Annotated in this window: 13 protein-coding genes; 4 read left to right on the top strand and 9 right to left on the bottom strand. The window is 71.6% G+C overall.

What is annotated here, in order from left to right; all coding sequences use genetic code 11:
• Positions 1-134 precede the first annotated feature (134 nt).
• A complete protein-coding gene (gene fae / locus MFF40_RS22325; protein WP_092038463.1) occupies positions 135-674 on the top strand; it encodes a formaldehyde-activating enzyme in 540 nt (179 codons plus the stop codon).
• Here fae and MFF40_RS22330 read toward each other — a convergent pair whose 3' ends face one another.
• From MFF40_RS22330 to MFF40_RS22355, 6 genes are all read right to left on the bottom strand, one after another.
• Positions 675-1,142 carry a hypothetical protein gene (locus tag MFF40_RS22330; RefSeq protein ID WP_238262288.1) on the bottom strand — a complete coding sequence of 156 codons (468 nt, stop codon included), beginning with the start codon at positions 1,140-1,142 and terminating at the stop codon, positions 675-677.
• Positions 1,143-1,186: 44 nt separating this feature from the next.
• Positions 1,187-1,636: a response regulator gene (locus MFF40_RS22335; protein ID WP_147855682.1), complete on the bottom strand. Its 450-nt coding sequence runs from the start codon at positions 1,634-1,636 to the stop codon at positions 1,187-1,189.
• On the bottom strand, positions 1,633-2,754 hold the full coding sequence (locus MFF40_RS22340) for a histidine kinase dimerization/phosphoacceptor domain -containing protein (protein ID WP_238262290.1): 1,122 nt from the start codon (positions 2,752-2,754) through the stop codon (positions 1,633-1,635). The genes MFF40_RS22335 and MFF40_RS22340 overlap by 4 nt, the downstream gene beginning before the upstream one ends.
• Before the next feature lie 1,032 nt (positions 2,755-3,786).
• Entirely contained in the window at positions 3,787-4,779 is a 993-nt protein-coding gene (locus tag MFF40_RS22345) for a CYTH domain-containing protein (RefSeq protein ID WP_147898352.1), read from the bottom strand.
• A 322-nt stretch (positions 4,780-5,101) separates the two neighbouring features.
• On the bottom strand, positions 5,102-5,512 hold the full coding sequence (msrB, locus tag MFF40_RS22350) for a peptide-methionine (R)-S-oxide reductase MsrB (RefSeq protein WP_147857267.1): 411 nt from the start codon (positions 5,510-5,512) through the stop codon (positions 5,102-5,104).
• A 122-nt stretch (positions 5,513-5,634) separates the two neighbouring features.
• Positions 5,635-6,828, bottom strand: coding sequence for a YihY/virulence factor BrkB family protein (locus tag MFF40_RS22355; RefSeq protein WP_238262293.1), 1,194 nt, complete (start codon positions 6,826-6,828; stop codon positions 5,635-5,637).
• A 121-nt stretch (positions 6,829-6,949) separates the two neighbouring features.
• On the opposite strand from MFF40_RS22355, the gene MFF40_RS22360 reads away from it, so the two are divergent.
• The 3 genes from MFF40_RS22360 to MFF40_RS22370 all read left to right on the top strand — a co-directional run bounded on the left by MFF40_RS22360 (position 6,950) and on the right by MFF40_RS22370 (position 9,009).
• Complete coding sequence (locus MFF40_RS22360) at positions 6,950-8,023, top strand: apurinic/apyrimidinic endonuclease family protein (protein ID WP_238262295.1); 1,074 nt, start codon at positions 6,950-6,952, stop codon at positions 8,021-8,023.
• Positions 8,024-8,132: 109 nt separating this feature from the next.
• Positions 8,133-8,684 carry an RBBP9/YdeN family alpha/beta hydrolase gene (locus tag MFF40_RS22365; protein WP_147898354.1) on the top strand — a complete coding sequence of 184 codons (552 nt, stop codon included), beginning with the start codon at positions 8,133-8,135 and terminating at the stop codon, positions 8,682-8,684.
• Between the two features lie 94 nt (positions 8,685-8,778).
• Positions 8,779-9,009 carry a hypothetical protein gene (locus tag MFF40_RS22370; RefSeq protein ID WP_147898355.1) on the top strand — a complete coding sequence of 77 codons (231 nt, stop codon included), beginning with the start codon at positions 8,779-8,781 and terminating at the stop codon, positions 9,007-9,009.
• A gap of 30 nt (positions 9,010-9,039) precedes the next feature.
• Here the strand turns inward: MFF40_RS22370 and MFF40_RS22375 are convergent, their stop codons facing one another.
• The 3 genes from MFF40_RS22375 to MFF40_RS22390 all read right to left on the bottom strand — a co-directional run bounded on the left by MFF40_RS22375 (position 9,040) and on the right by MFF40_RS22390 (position 13,239).
• Positions 9,040-10,068: a YcjF family protein gene (locus MFF40_RS22375; RefSeq protein ID WP_147898356.1), complete on the bottom strand. Its 1,029-nt coding sequence runs from the start codon at positions 10,066-10,068 to the stop codon at positions 9,040-9,042.
• A 428-nt stretch (positions 10,069-10,496) separates the two neighbouring features.
• A complete protein-coding gene (locus tag MFF40_RS22385) occupies positions 10,497-11,942 on the bottom strand; it encodes a YcjX family GTP-binding protein (RefSeq protein WP_147898357.1) in 1,446 nt (481 codons plus the stop codon).
• Between the two features lie 190 nt (positions 11,943-12,132).
• Positions 12,133-13,239 (bottom strand): hypothetical protein, encoded by a 1,107-nt coding sequence (locus MFF40_RS22390; protein ID WP_147898358.1) that lies wholly within the window; start codon positions 13,237-13,239, stop codon positions 12,133-12,135.
• Between the last annotated feature and the right edge of the window lie 36 nt (positions 13,240-13,275).

Here is a 13,275-nt window from a genome sequence, read left to right on the forward strand (position 1 = left end):
TGTGAATCACGCAAAAGGCAACACCGAAATCCATTCCTTTCAAGCGATCGCCCTGTCGGGCCGCTCCGGAGCGATTGACGCCGGCGCCTCGATGATGTCTCCCCCGGGCGACCTGACACGGGGAGTCGCGACACATGCAAGAGATCTGGTTCCGCACCGGCGAGGCCACCGTCCTGGCCGCGGACGGTCAGTACACCGACGCCATGCCCGAGGTGCTGATCGGCTCGGTGCGCGGGCCGGTGGGTCAGGCCTTCGCGTCGATGATGGGGCAGGTCCAGGGCCACACCCGGATGTTCGTGGTGCGCGACCTCAACCAGCTGGTGCGCCCGGCCACGATGATGACCACCAAGGCGACGATCCACACGGCCGAGTATGTCGAGCTGCTCGGCGGAATCGTCCAGGCCGCCACCGGCGACGCGATCGTGGATTGCATCATCGAGGGCGTGTTGCCCAAGGACGGTCTCGACGAGCTGTGCATGATCATCATGATCTGGCTCGACCCGCGCTGCGCCGAGGACGACAACCTCGACCGCAAGGACCTGTACCGCACCAATTACGAGGCGACGAAGCTCGCCATCGCTCGGGCCCTCAAGGGCGAGCCGACCGTGGACGAGCTCATCGCCAACCGGAAGACCGTGAAGCACTACGCGCTCGAGGACGTGATCGAGTATTGATCACCTCGGCGGGATGCGCCCCACCGAGCACAGGGTGCGCATCGCGCTGCTGCCGGGGTCGGTGTAGCAGGAGGCCGACCAGCCGTTCTGCTGGATGAACGACTTGCGGCGGTCCGACAGGGCCGTCCGGTAGGCGTCGGCGATGATCGGCTCGACCCGCGCGGCCGGCTCCCCGACCAGGATCTCCGAGGCGGCCGCGAGGTCGCGGAAGAAGGCCGCCGAGGGGGTGGGCTCCGCGGAGGTCGCCTGCACGATCGGCTCGGCCCTGCAGGTCACGTCGAACTTGATCGGACCGGCCAGGCGGATGTCGATGCTCGGCCCGGCGCGCTTGCCGACCTTGCCGCCGATCGCCCCGGCGATCTGCTGGGCGAGGTCGTCGCACGGCTCCGCCCGGGCGGCGAGGGGCAGGCCGGCCAGGGCCGCGAGGAAGGTGGCCAGGAGCGGGCGGGCGACGCGGAAGCTTGACATGGCCGGCACTCTACGCGCCGCGCCGGACGTGTCGAGGGCGGCGTTCACTGTCGCATCTGGGCGAAGCTCTTGAGCAGGGCCGGGGCGAGGCGCATCCCCGCCGGCACCAGCTCGGCCGGCGGCGGCCGGCGGACGCAATCCTCCAGGTAGGCCAGGGATTCCTCCAGGACCGCGCCGGTGAACGGCTTGGCGATCACCGCCGTGGCGCCCTCCAGGTCGTCCGAGAGGGCCCGGGCGTTGGCGGTCATGAAGGCAGCCGTGATGCCCCCGATGGCGCGCACCGCATGCGCCACGTCCACGCCGGAGGAATCGTCGCCGAGGCGCAGGTCGATCAGCACCAGTTCGGGCCGGGTCTCGTGGACGAGGGCGATGGCCTCCGCCGCCGTCATGGCGGTGCCCACGACGCGATAGCCGGCATCCTCGAGCATCATCTCGATCTGCATCAGGATCAGGGCCTCGTCCTCGACGACGAGGATCCGCATCGGCTCGCTCATGTGGCCTCCAGACCGGTAGCCATCTCGCGGGGCAGGCGCACGTTGACGACCGTGCCCGGATCGTTCGCCTGCCAGGCGATGCTGGCATTGAGTTGGCGGCAGAGGGTGCCGATCAACCGCTTGCCGAACGAGCGCTGCTCCATGACCTGCACGGGCATGCCGACGCCGTCGTCGGCGATCCTGATGGTGAAGTAGCGGTCGTCCGGCGCCACCGTCACCGAGAGCCGGCCGGCACGGTGGTCCGGAAAGGCGTGCTTGAGGGCGTTGGTGATCAGCTCGTTCATCATCAGCGCCACCGGCGGGGCCTTGGTCACCGGGATCTCCACCGTTTCCAGGTCCAGGTGCAGGCGGATCCGGTCCGTCCCGGAACCGCGGACCAGGTCGGTGGCGAGCTCGCGGGCGAACTCGGCCACGTCGAACCGCTCGACGTTGTTGGACTGGTAGAGCCGGCGGTGGACCGTGCCGAGGGCCTCGACCCGGGTCAGCATCGATTCCATGGCGGCGCGGGCGGCGGGATCGGTGATCGCCCGGGTCTGCATGGCGAGCAGGGCCGCGATCATCTGGAGGTTGTTCTTGACCCGATGATCGACCTCGTGGACCAGCATGGTCTGCGTGGCCAGGGCATCGGTCAGGTCGCGGGTCCGGCGGGCGACCTCGGCCTCGAAATGGTCCTTCTCCTTCTGCACCCGGAGATGCGCGTCGACGCGATCGGTGACGTCGAGCTGCGAGGCGAAGAAGAACAGTACCTCTCCGGCCTCGTTGGCGACGGGGCTGAGATACAGGGCGTTCCAGAACGGCGACCCGTCCTTGCGGTAGTTCAGCACGTCGATCGCGATGTCGCGCTGCGCCGCCACGGCCTCCCGGATCAGCGTCACGGCGCCCGGGTCGGTGTCGGGCCCCTGGAGGAAGCGGCAGTTGCGACCGAGCACGTCCTGGCGGTCGTAGCCGCTCATCCGCAGGAACGCGTCGTTGGCGAAGACGATCGGGTTGTCGGGCAGGCGCGGATTGGTCACGATCATCGCCATCCGCGTGGCACGGACTGCGGCGGCGAACGGATCGCCCTTGCCGTGTTCGGCATCGAGCCGGTCCGTCAGATGCCAAGCGTCGGGCTGTTCCATCGAACCTACTCTTCCATGCCCGGCGTATCGTCACCTCCGGCAATCGGCTTAGGCCTGCGCGCTCGCAGTGCCGCACGCTCAACGGCCGATCCGGAGAATGGGTTCAGCCCAGTCTCACTTTGGTTCTCGAATCGACCAGACAGGATGCCGCACGGGTGGGACCCGGTCCGGACTTGCGGGCGAACCGTCCGCCCACCTCTGGATATGCTTCCTCGTCCCCACGCGCCTGCGGCGCCGGGGGCATGGCCCAAGAAGTCTCCTCACGCTGGACGCGGGACGCCGCGGGAACCCAGGTGACGGCCAAGTTACGCGCGGGATCCGATCCCCGCGGCGACCCGCGGCATCGGACGGGCATGGTCCCCGGCCGGTGCCGTCTGTCTCGTCGCGATGTCTGTGCGACCTGCCGATCCCCGCGACTCCGTGTTGGCGGTCACTGCTCATGACGCCCAAGCCGCAATCGCAGCCGAGACGCCCCCGGAACCCGCATCACCGCCGTGGCCTTCCACCCGACATCCGCCTCGTAGTGGGCGGGTCCGCAGGTTTCTGAGGGTCACGCCCAGACCCGGGTCGCCGCGGGGGCATTTCCGCACCCCGCCGGGCAGACTGCCGCCCGATCTTCACGCCCGCATCCGAGACACGCCCTGCATCGGCACGCCGCCCGGGGCGATGGCGGCTGAGAGCCACCGACGCGGGCACCGCCCCGTCCCCCGAGCCCGCCGGTCAGCCACCGGACGGACCCCCGAGGAGCGCCGCGGGATCGCTCCCGAAACGCCGAAGGACAGGTGACGGCTAATGAGCACAAAGTAGGAACATTGTCAAGGGCTGCGCGCGGGTCGATCGGCCCGCATTCGCGCGCGCAGGAAGCGCAGGGGGCCGCTCCGCCCCAAGCGCGCGCCGCATCGGGTTGCTTGGCTGCGCTCGCAAGGCCGGTGGAGCGTCGTTGCGCCGGAAACCTCATGAAGGCCCCACGGCGCGCAGCAAAAAGGCCGCGGTGGCGCCCTGTCCCCGCGGCCTTCTCGATGGATCGGTCGATCAGGTCTGCTGCTGCGTCCGGCGAGGGCGCACGGTCCAGCGCTCGAACACGCCCGCCGACTCGTCGGCCTTCGCGTCCTTGGGCTCGGCAGTCGGCTCGGGATGCTGATGGATCGCCGCGCCGAGCGCCTGCGACAGGCTCTCGATCACGTCGTCGATGCGCGCGTCGCTGTGGATGCCGTCGTGGGCGGCGGCCGGGGCCGGTGTGGCTTCGTGGGCGGTCGGCGCCGGGTGCGCGACGGGCTCCGGCGCCGGCTCCGGCTCGGGATGGTGCTCGGGCTCCGGCGGCGGAGCCTCGGCGACGGGCGCAGGCGGTGGCTCGACGGCTTCGGGCGCCGGCGTCGGTACCGGCGGGGGCGGTGCCGCCGCCGCGGCGGCCGCAGGCGTCACGATGCGGCGCATGGCGCTCATCGCGCCGTCGTCCGACGTCTCGCTGCCGCGCGCGTTGCTGCCGTAGCGGCCGAAGCCGAACCGCGGCTCGATCAGGTCGAGGACGGCGTCGAGCGCCGCGTTGCTCAGCGGCACCTCCTCGCCGGCCGGCACGCCCTGGATGGCCAAAGCCTGGCGCTCGTAGGCCGGCTCGCTGCTGACCTCACGCCCGAACCAGTTCGGGCTCTGGAAGGCGCCCGCGTCGCCGTCATTGTCGAAGGCGACGCTGATCAGGTCGAGATTGCCCGGTGTGACGTACCGGTCGATCGTGACCTCGCGCCCGCCGAGCGTCAGCACGGTGCGGTCGTAGGCGGCCTTGCCGGGGCAGACATCCAGCAGCGCGTCGCCGTGGGCGCGCGGCACGTCGGTCCGCTCCTCGACCGGGATGCCGTCGGCGCCCTTGTTCACCAGCACCAGCTGGCAGATCTGGCCGTCGACGCGCACGTAGGAGCTGCGGCCCCCCTGGGCGACGAAGTGGCCCTCGGTGATCCGGGCTCCGCCCCGTTCCTTGCGGATCAGGCGGACCAGGGATGGCGCGACCAGGAATCGGCGAATGGTGCTCATGAACTCAAAACCCCTCCCGCTTCGTCGGCGGTGCGCCGATCCGGCGGACTGCCCTCAGGGCCGCCGGCCCGGATGGATCTGGTAAGTCGAGCCGGCAGGCGCGGCGTAAAAGCTCAGCCGCAACGCCGTATTGGCTCTCCCATAACCGCATCCATCGCCAATACCGGACGGCGACAACATGAGACGGTTAAGCGCTAAGCAAAAACACGACGAAATCAAGACCGGAGTGGGGTTGCGATTCCCCCAATTCCGGGCCTGTCCCCGATATCCCGTCTTTCGGTGCGGATTTTTCCAACCCAGGTTAAACCCGAACCAGCCAGGCTCAGGCCGCCGGCTCGAAGTTCAGGGCGGCGCCGTTCATGCAGTAGCGCAGGCCCGTGGGGGCGGGGCCGTCGTCGAACACGTGGCCGAGATGGCCCTTGCAGCGTGCGCAATGGACTTCGGTCCGGACCATCCAGTGGCTGCGGTCCACGGTCGTCTCGACGGCGCCCTCCAGCGGCTCGAAGAAGCTCGGCCAGCCGCTGCCGGACTCGAACTTGGTGCCCTGCTCGAACAGCGGCTGCCCGCAGCCGACACAGGTGAACGTGCCGGGCCGCTTCTCGGCCAGCAGGCAGCTCGTGCCGGCGCGCTCGGTTCCGTGCTCGCGCAGCACCCGGTACTGCTCGGGCGTGAGCTTCGCCCGCCACTCGGCCTCGCTGCGGGCATCCGGGCTGGTCGTCGCGGTATCGGCCATGGAGATCTCCCTGTTCGACGGAAGATATAGGCATCGTGCCCGGGGCCCGGCAGTCCTGCGACCCTGGAAACGGCTGCACAGGCGGCATCCTGTCGCTCACGGTTCCGCTTACGGGCCGCACCCTATGCCGCCGCCCCCACGGTGTCGGCCATCCGGGCCCGGCGGTGTCCGAGCGGCAGGGGCGCCCCCGTGGTGGTGTCGCGGCCGGTCTGGTGCTCGAGTTCGGCGTTGATCTCGCCGCCGAGCAGCACGATGGTCGACGAGATCCAGATCCAGGTCATGAAGCCGATCACGGCGCCCAGCGATCCGTAGGTCTCGTTGTAGGTGCCGAAGCTGGCGACGTACCAGGAGAACAGCAGGGACGCGATCAGCCAGAGCAGCCCCGCCACCACGCTGCCGACGCCGACCCAACGCCAGCGGGCGTGTTCCCGGCTCGGGCCGAAGCGGTAGAGCACCGAGAGCCCGGCGAGCAGCACCAGCAGCACCGCCGGCCAGCGCAGCGCCGCGAGCAGCCACGCGCCCGAGCCGAGGCCGAGGAAGTTCAGCACGATCGGAACCACCACGATCGCGTTGAGCGCGATGATGATGAACAACAGTGCGCCCACCGTGAAGGTCAGCGAGCGGATGTTGAGCCAGAGGAAATTGCGCTTCTCCTCCTCCTCGTAGACCACGTTCAGGGCATCGAACATCGCCTTCATGGCGGCGTTGGCGCTCCACAGCGACAGCAGCAGGCTGGTGAAGAACGTGACGCTGAGGGAGCTGCTGCCCTTGGCGGCGATGCGCTTGATCTGGTCGCCGATCAGCTCCACCGCGCCGGTCGGCAGCACGGCGTGCAGCTGCGCGAGGTGCTCGTTGATGGCGTTGACGTCCGCGAACAGGCCGTAGCAGCTCACCAGCGCGGCGATCGCCGGGAACAGCGACAGCAGGGTGTAGAAGGTCACCCCGGCGGCCACCGCCAGCACCCGGTCCTTGTTGAATTCCAGGTAGACCCGGACCGCGATGTCCTTCCAGCCGGACCGGGTCATCTCGGCGGGGCTGTCGGCGGCGCGGCCGCGTTCGGGCTGGGTCGCCGCGGTGAGCTGCGCGGCGCGGCCCGCGATCGAGCGCGCGCCGACATTGATCGCCTTGTCGCGCACCGAAGCGGTCGCGTGGGACGGGACCGGCTCGACCGGCGGCTCGGGGCGTTCCGGCACGGTGGGCGTGCGCCGCCGGGCGGGCGTCGCGGCCAGCGCCACCAGGGCCGAGCCGAGCATCAGGATCCAGAGGATCGAGCCGGACTCCGGGACGGAACTCGGGCGGGGGGGCGACGCAGGCATGGGGGTACGAGAGGGCCGTCCGCGCGGAACTGCCGCGCTCGAAGGCTCAAACGTCGGCCAAGCGCGGCCGTTCCGCGCCCGATTTCGGGCACGCCAAGCGCCGACGCGCGTTGTGCATCCTATGCGCGATCAGCCCCGTCTCGGATTCTGCTGCAAGTTCGTCCTGGACGAGCCGCCCGGCACCTACGCCACTCTCAAGGCGGAGCGCGAGGCGACGCTCCACATGAACCTGACCAGCGTGACCATGGCCCATCTCGCCAAGCTGGAGCCCGTTTCCCGGCGGGCGAAGCTCACCGGTCTCGTCGCGCACAATCTCGACGCGCTGGCCCGGCAGATCGCCTGGGTCGGGGCGCGGCCGCCGATCGAGCGCCTGCTGCGCATGGCGAGCAACGTCCTGCCCGGCTACACCCACGCCATCGCGCGCGACATCTACGCCGAACCCGAGGTGGCGGCCCTGGTCGAGCGCGGGCTGGCGGAGGCCGGGGCGCTGGCGCGCCGGCTCGGCGTGCGCCTGAGCTTCCACCCGGGCCCGTTCTGCCTGCTGGCGAGCCGCAACCCGGCGGCCATCGCCAACGGCCTGTCGGAGCTCGATTACCACGCCGAGATCTTCGACCGCATGGGCTACGGCGGCGGCTGGCATCCCCACGGCGCCCACATCAACATCCATGTCGGCGCCGGCGACCCGGGGGTGGCGGGGTTCCGCGAGACCCTGCCCCGGGCAAGCCAGGTGGCGCGCGACCTCATCACCGTCGAGAACGACGAGAACGTCTTCGGGGTCGAGGCGGTGCTCCAGCTCGCCGACCTCGTGCCGGTGGTGCTCGACCTGCACCATCACTGGGTCCAGAGCGGCGGCGCGTATCTCGAGCCCGACGATCCCCGCATCGCCCGGGTGCGGGAGTCCTGGCGCGGGGTGCGGCCGGTGGCCCATATCAGCGTCTCGCGCGAGGCGGTCTCGGCCGCGTGCGACCCGGACGCCCTGCCCGACTTCCCGGCGCTGCGCGCCGCCGGCCACGCGGTCCGGGACCTCGCCGCCCATTCCGACATGATGTGGAACCGGGCCGTGAACGACCTCGTCGCCCGCCACATGGTCTGGGCCGATTTCGAGATCGAGGCTAAGGCCAAGAACCACGCCTCGACCCAGATCGCCCGGCACATCACCGATCCGGCCCGGGCGGCGCCGATCGCCGCCGAGTGACGGGCGGTCTCGACGCCCCGGACGCGCGGCTGCGCTAGCGCCTTGTTCGCGCATGATGATTTCGGAAAACCGGATTCCCCTTTTCCGCATCATGCGCTAGGCAGCCGGCATGAAGACCGCCGATTGCGACATCCTCATCGTCCCGGGGCTCGGAGGCTCGGACGAGGACCACTGGCAGGCCCGCTGGGCCGGGCGCCTCGCCACCGCGCGGGTGGTCGCCCAGGACGACTGGCACGCGCCGACCCCCGAGGCCTGGTGCGGGCGGATCGCCGAGGCGGTGGCGGCCGCGACCCGGCCGGTGATCCTGATCGCCCACAGCCTCGGCGTCGTCGCCTGCGTCGCCGCGGCGCCGCGCTTCGCCCCGGGGGTGGTGCGCGGCGCCCTGTTCGTGGCCTGCCCGGATGTCGAGGAAGCGCCCGACCTGCCCGAAGCGGTGCGCGCCTTCGCGCCGATGCCCCGGGATCCCCTGCCCTTCCCGTCGCTCCTGATTGCCAGCCGCACCGACCCGTATTGCACCTACGACCGGGCCGACGATTTCGCCCATAGCTGGGGCTCTCTGACGGTCGATGCCGGCGAATCGGGCCACATCAACGTCGCCAGCGGCCACGGGCCATGGCCCGAGGGGCTGATGCGGCTCGCCGGGTTCATGAAGGGGCTGTAGGCGCTGCGCCTCGCGTTAACGCGCCGTTTACCCTCGCGGCCTCCAGTGTCGGCTTGGGCGGTCCTTCGCCCCGAAGGCGCCCCTGGAGAGCACCGTGACGCGTAAAGAGCTTCTGGAACGACTCGACGCGGTCCAGGCCGCCCTCGGCCCCCGGGCCCACATCAACTTCAACAGCTCGCTGTTCAACGACGCCGCGCTCCTGAAGCGCATCGAGGCCTTCGAGGCGAAGGTCGGCGAGGTCGAGAAGCCCAAGGTCGCCGACTACACCGGCAACATGTTCACGCGCATCGCCAATCGCCGCGCCGCCACGGCCGCCGTCAAGTAGCCGTCCGGCCTATCAAGCAGCCGGTCCGGCTTATTTCGATTCGGGCTCTGCCGCGCGCAGCAGCTCGCCCGCCACGTCGGCGAGGCGCGGCGGGGCTTCGCGCACGAAAGGCAGCGGCCGGCAGACATTGAGCGCGGCCAGCCCGAATCGGGCGGTCATCAGCCCGTTCAGCACGCCCTCCCCCAGCTTGGCCGAAACCCGGGCGGCGATCCCGAGCCCCAGCACCTGCTGCATCACGCTCTCGCCCACCGCCATCCCGCCCGTGATGGTGAGATGCGCCAGGGCCGCCCGCGCCAGCCGCAGGAAGCCTAGGAAGCCCGGGCGGCCGCCGTAGATGGCCGCGATCCGGCGCAGCAGCCGGACGGCGGCGAAGACCACGAACGCGACATCAACGATCGCCCGCGGCGACAGTGCCGTCACCGCCGAGACCTGCTTGGCGGCGGTCGCGATGGCGTTGCGCGCCTGCCGGTCGAGGCCGGCCAGCAGCTCGTGCTCGGCCAGCCCGATCCGGTCGTCCACGTCGAGGATCGCGTCGGCGGCGGCGTCGATCCGGGCGCGGCCCGGGGCCAGGACATCGCGGTCGGCGTAGAAGGCCGAGAGCGCCTGCACCACCGCCTGCGCGCCGGTATGGTCGCGGGTGGCGAGCGCATCGACCGCCGATTGCCGCAGCCGCTCGATCTTCCGCTCGCGCCGCAGCCCAGCCAGCTCCCGGACGATGATCGCCAGGAGTGCCAGCCCGGCGAGCCCCAGCAGCGCGAGCGCCACCCAGCCGAGCCAGGGCGCGGCCTGGAACAGGTCGGCGATCATCCGCTCGATCGACAGGCCGATCCCCAGCGAGACCAATCCGCCGGCCGCCGACAGGAACAGCGTCCCCCAGGGCGAGCGCCGGCGCGGCGCCACCGGCACCGCGACGCCGTCGGCCGCATCGACGATCTCGAACGGCTCCTCGACGATCCGGGCCTGCTCCGGCCGGGCCGCGAGCGGCGTCGTCGCCACGCCCGGCCCGGGCGGCGGCTCGGGATTGATCCGGAAGGCGCGGGGTTTTTGGCCTGAGGACATGGCTTACGGCCTCCCGAGAGGGTTTTTCGGTTTTGCCCTCACGGCGGTGGGCTGTTGGAGCCGGTCGGCGTAGATGCGCCGGGTGCGGTCGCCGAGGTGGGCTGCCGGGCCCATCTGTCGGGCCGTGGATCGTCGGCAGGCTTGCGGTCGATGCCTCAACGTCGACGCGTAAGCGGGTGTCCCCTCGCCCCGCTTGCGGGGAGAGGGCCGCGACGACCTCGTCGTCGGCGCGGCGAGGCGGCAGCCGAAGGTGAGGGGGCGGCTCCGAATGAGTCTCATCCGTTCGCGCCCCCTCACCGCCGCTCCGGCTTCGCCTCTCGCTTCCCGCACGGACGACGAGGTCCGTGCGGGCCTCTCCCCGCGCGCGGGGAGAGGGGAACCCGCGCCTCGTCCGGCTCCTGTGGCATCCCGGAAAGCCACCCTCCCCATCACCCGAGCCTGTCGCCGATCAGAAACTGCATCGCCCGGTCGAGGCGGATCTGCGGCAGGTGGCCGGGGCGGCCGAGGCCGTCGGGGCGGATCAGCGGCGGGCGGAAGCGGGGGAAGCGCAGCGAGCCCGGGGCGACGGCGCCTTCCAGCACGGCTTCCGCGCGGGCCGGCAGCTCGCCCGGGAACACCGCGGCCTCGCTCTCACCGTCGAACACCTCGTCGCCCACCGTCTCGCCGGCCTCCGGCGTCCCGGCGACCGCGCGTAAAATCTCGGGGCCGTCATGGACCGTGGTCTCGCGAGTGGCGCGCACGGAGGCGAGCGCCACCGTGCCGACCCGGGCGCCCGCGGCCTCGGTGCGGCGCATCGAGCGGGAGACCAGCAGGCGCAGCAGCGCGTCGAGCCGGTCGTGGCTGGTCTGGTGGAGGTGGTCGGCCTTGGTGGCGGCGAACAGCACCCGGTCGGCCCGGGGCGCGAACAGCTTCGACAGCACCGTATTGCGGCCGATGTTGAGGCTGAGCAAAACCGCGTCCAGCGCCTCCTCCAGCTCGGCCAGGGCGGTGGCGCCAGCGTCCACCGCGGCGAGCACGTCCACCAGCACGATCTGTCGGTCGACCCGCTGGAAATGGTCGCGGAAGAACGGCGTAACGACCTTGGCCTTGTAGGCCTCGAAGCGCCGCTCCATCAGCCCGGCGAGGCTGTCGGGGGCGATGCTGCCGGTGAGATTGTCGAGCGGCGCGAAGGTCAGGGCCGGCGAGCCCGCGAGGTCGCCGGGCATCAGGAAGCGGCCCGGTGGCGTCGTGGCGACCGATTCCGGGCCGGCGCGCAGGGCCGCCAGATAGGCCTTGAACGCGTCGCTGGCCCGCTCGGCGGCGACCTCGTCGAGGGGGCCGTTGGGATCGAAGCCCTTGAGCGCCTCGAGCCACGGCGCCGCCACGGCGCTCCGGCCGGGCCGGCGGGTGCCGTTGATCGTCGCCCGCGACCACGCGGTGTAGCCGGTCTCGATCAGGGCGAGGTCGAGGAGCCATTCGCCGGGATAATCGACCACGTCGAGCATCAGGGTCGCCGGGCCGCTGCGCCAGCCGGCGGCGCGCTCGTAGGCGATCTCCAGGCGGAACTGGCTGATCCGGTCGGTGGAGCGCGGCCAGCGCCGGGCCTCGGTCAGCGTCGCGAAATGCTCCTCGAAGGGAAAGCGCGGCACGTCGTCGTCGGGCTGCGGCACCAGCCGGGCGCGGCGCAGGCGGCCCTCCTGCGCGGGCGCGAAGGCCGGCAGGGCGTGCGCCTCCACGAGGTGGTGGATCAGCGCCGTGGTGAACACGGTCTTGCCCGAGCGCGCGAGCCCGGTGACCCCGAGCCGCAAGGTCGGCTGGATCAGCAGGTCGTGCGAGGCTTCGGCGAAGGCTTTGACGGCCGAGCCGGCGCGTGCGGCAAGGTCGGTCAGGGGCACGGGCGGGCTCGTCGTCTGGGAAAAGAGGCGGGGCACAGGTGGCGCGGTTCGGCCCGAACCGCAAGGCTTGCCCCGGGACCGGGTTTCCAAAGGGCTCAGCCCTTTGGCGGGGTTCGGGGACGGAGCCCCTGAGAGACCCGGGCACTGCCCCGGACCCGCAAAAGGTCGAAGACCTTTTGAAACCATGACTTTACGGGGTGGGCTTCAGGCGCGCGATGGCGGCCTCGACGAGGTCCGGGCTGGCCCGGAGCGTGCCGAGTTCCACCGCCGACATGGCGAGCATCACCGGCGCCAGATTCGGTCGCGGCGCGCCGTCCGGCCCGAATAGGTCGAGGTCGTCGGTCGGCTTCAGCCCGACGCTGCCGCTGATCTTCGCGGCATAGGCCTGGATCCGGACCTCGTCGCCCGTGCAGAGCGGGGCCGGCAGACGCAGGTCGAGGAAGGGCAGTCCGGAGGCGATGGCGGGCAGGAGCGCCGATTCCGCGACCATCCGGTCGGGGCTCGGAACCTTGCGGTCGAGGAGCGCGGCCGGATCCGCGGCGCCGCGGGAGAGCGAAGGTGCCGCCGGGGACGCGATGCCGGCGGCGATGTGGGGCACCGGCTGGAGCGTCGCGACGCGGGACACGCGGGGGGCGGCCGGACGGGCCCCCGCCCGCCCGGCCATCCGGGCGAGTGGGGACCAGGGCTGCACCCGCAGGGCCTTGCCCCGGGCCCGGGACACGCCGCCCGGCCTATGCGAGGCCAGGAAGCGAGCGCGCAGGGTCCGGCCGAGCCCCCGGGGCGCCAGGTTCGCCGAGACCGCCGGCGTGGCGACCCCGGTCGCACCCCCCCTGCCCGCCCGGGCCGGCATCGCGACGCGGCACTCGGAAGGCGCCCAGCGGCGCACGATCGCGAGGGCGTTGCGCCGGTTGTAATCGCGGACGTAGCGGCGCAGCAAACTAGCGGCGGCGTCCGCCCCGTCCGCCATTGTGGCGAAGGCGGTGTGGCCCTCGGCGTCGGCCCCGATCTCCCCAGACCAGCGGGCGGACTTGATGCACCAGCCGTTGTTCAGCCGGACGCAGCGGGCGACGTAGGGCGGGTTCTCGGCGAGCCGGGCGGTCAGCGCCAGGGACCGCGGCAGCAGGTTGTCGCCGGCCTGCGCGTGCCAGTTGGACACCGACCGGGTGGCGGGATCGAAGCGCGGCGGGGCGGCCTCGGCCGGTGCCGCTGCCATCGGTGGCGCGGCCAGCAGCGCAGCCGTGCGATCCTCCACGGCCGGCACGAGGGCCGCCAGCAGCACGAGGGCGTTCAGCAGCACGCGGGCGGGCTCCCACGGTCGCGACCCTCCGCGGAA

The organism is Methylobacterium mesophilicum, assembly GCF_022179445.1.
Taxonomy (GTDB): domain Bacteria; phylum Pseudomonadota; class Alphaproteobacteria; order Rhizobiales; family Beijerinckiaceae; genus Methylobacterium; species Methylobacterium mesophilicum.

Bases quoted from the DNA above. Each gene is read 5' to 3' on its own strand.
- msrB (WP_147857267.1), bottom strand. From the start codon at position 5,512: ATGGCCGATACCGCGACGACCAGCCCGGATGCCCGCAGCGAGGCCGAG.
- MFF40_RS22375 (WP_147898356.1), bottom strand. From the start codon at position 10,068: ATGTCCTCAGGCCAAAAACCCCGCGCCTTCCGGATCAATCCCGAGCCG.
- MFF40_RS22345 (WP_147898352.1), bottom strand. From the start codon at position 4,779: ATGAGCACCATTCGCCGATTCCTGGTCGCGCCATCCCTGGTCCGCCTG.
- MFF40_RS22330 (WP_238262288.1), bottom strand. From the start codon at position 1,142: ATGTCAAGCTTCCGCGTCGCCCGCCCGCTCCTGGCCACCTTCCTCGCG.
- MFF40_RS22360 (WP_238262295.1), top strand. From the start codon at position 6,950: ATGCGCGATCAGCCCCGTCTCGGATTCTGCTGCAAGTTCGTCCTGGAC.
- MFF40_RS22340 (WP_238262290.1), bottom strand. From the start codon at position 2,754: ATGGAACAGCCCGACGCTTGGCATCTGACGGACCGGCTCGATGCCGAA.
- MFF40_RS22365 (WP_147898354.1), top strand. From the start codon at position 8,133: ATGAAGACCGCCGATTGCGACATCCTCATCGTCCCGGGGCTCGGAGGC.
- MFF40_RS22335 (WP_147855682.1), bottom strand. From the start codon at position 1,636: ATGAGCGAGCCGATGCGGATCCTCGTCGTCGAGGACGAGGCCCTGATC.
- fae (WP_092038463.1), top strand. From the start codon at position 135: ATGCAAGAGATCTGGTTCCGCACCGGCGAGGCCACCGTCCTGGCCGCG.
- MFF40_RS22355 (WP_238262293.1), bottom strand. From the start codon at position 6,828: ATGCCTGCGTCGCCCCCCCGCCCGAGTTCCGTCCCGGAGTCCGGCTCG.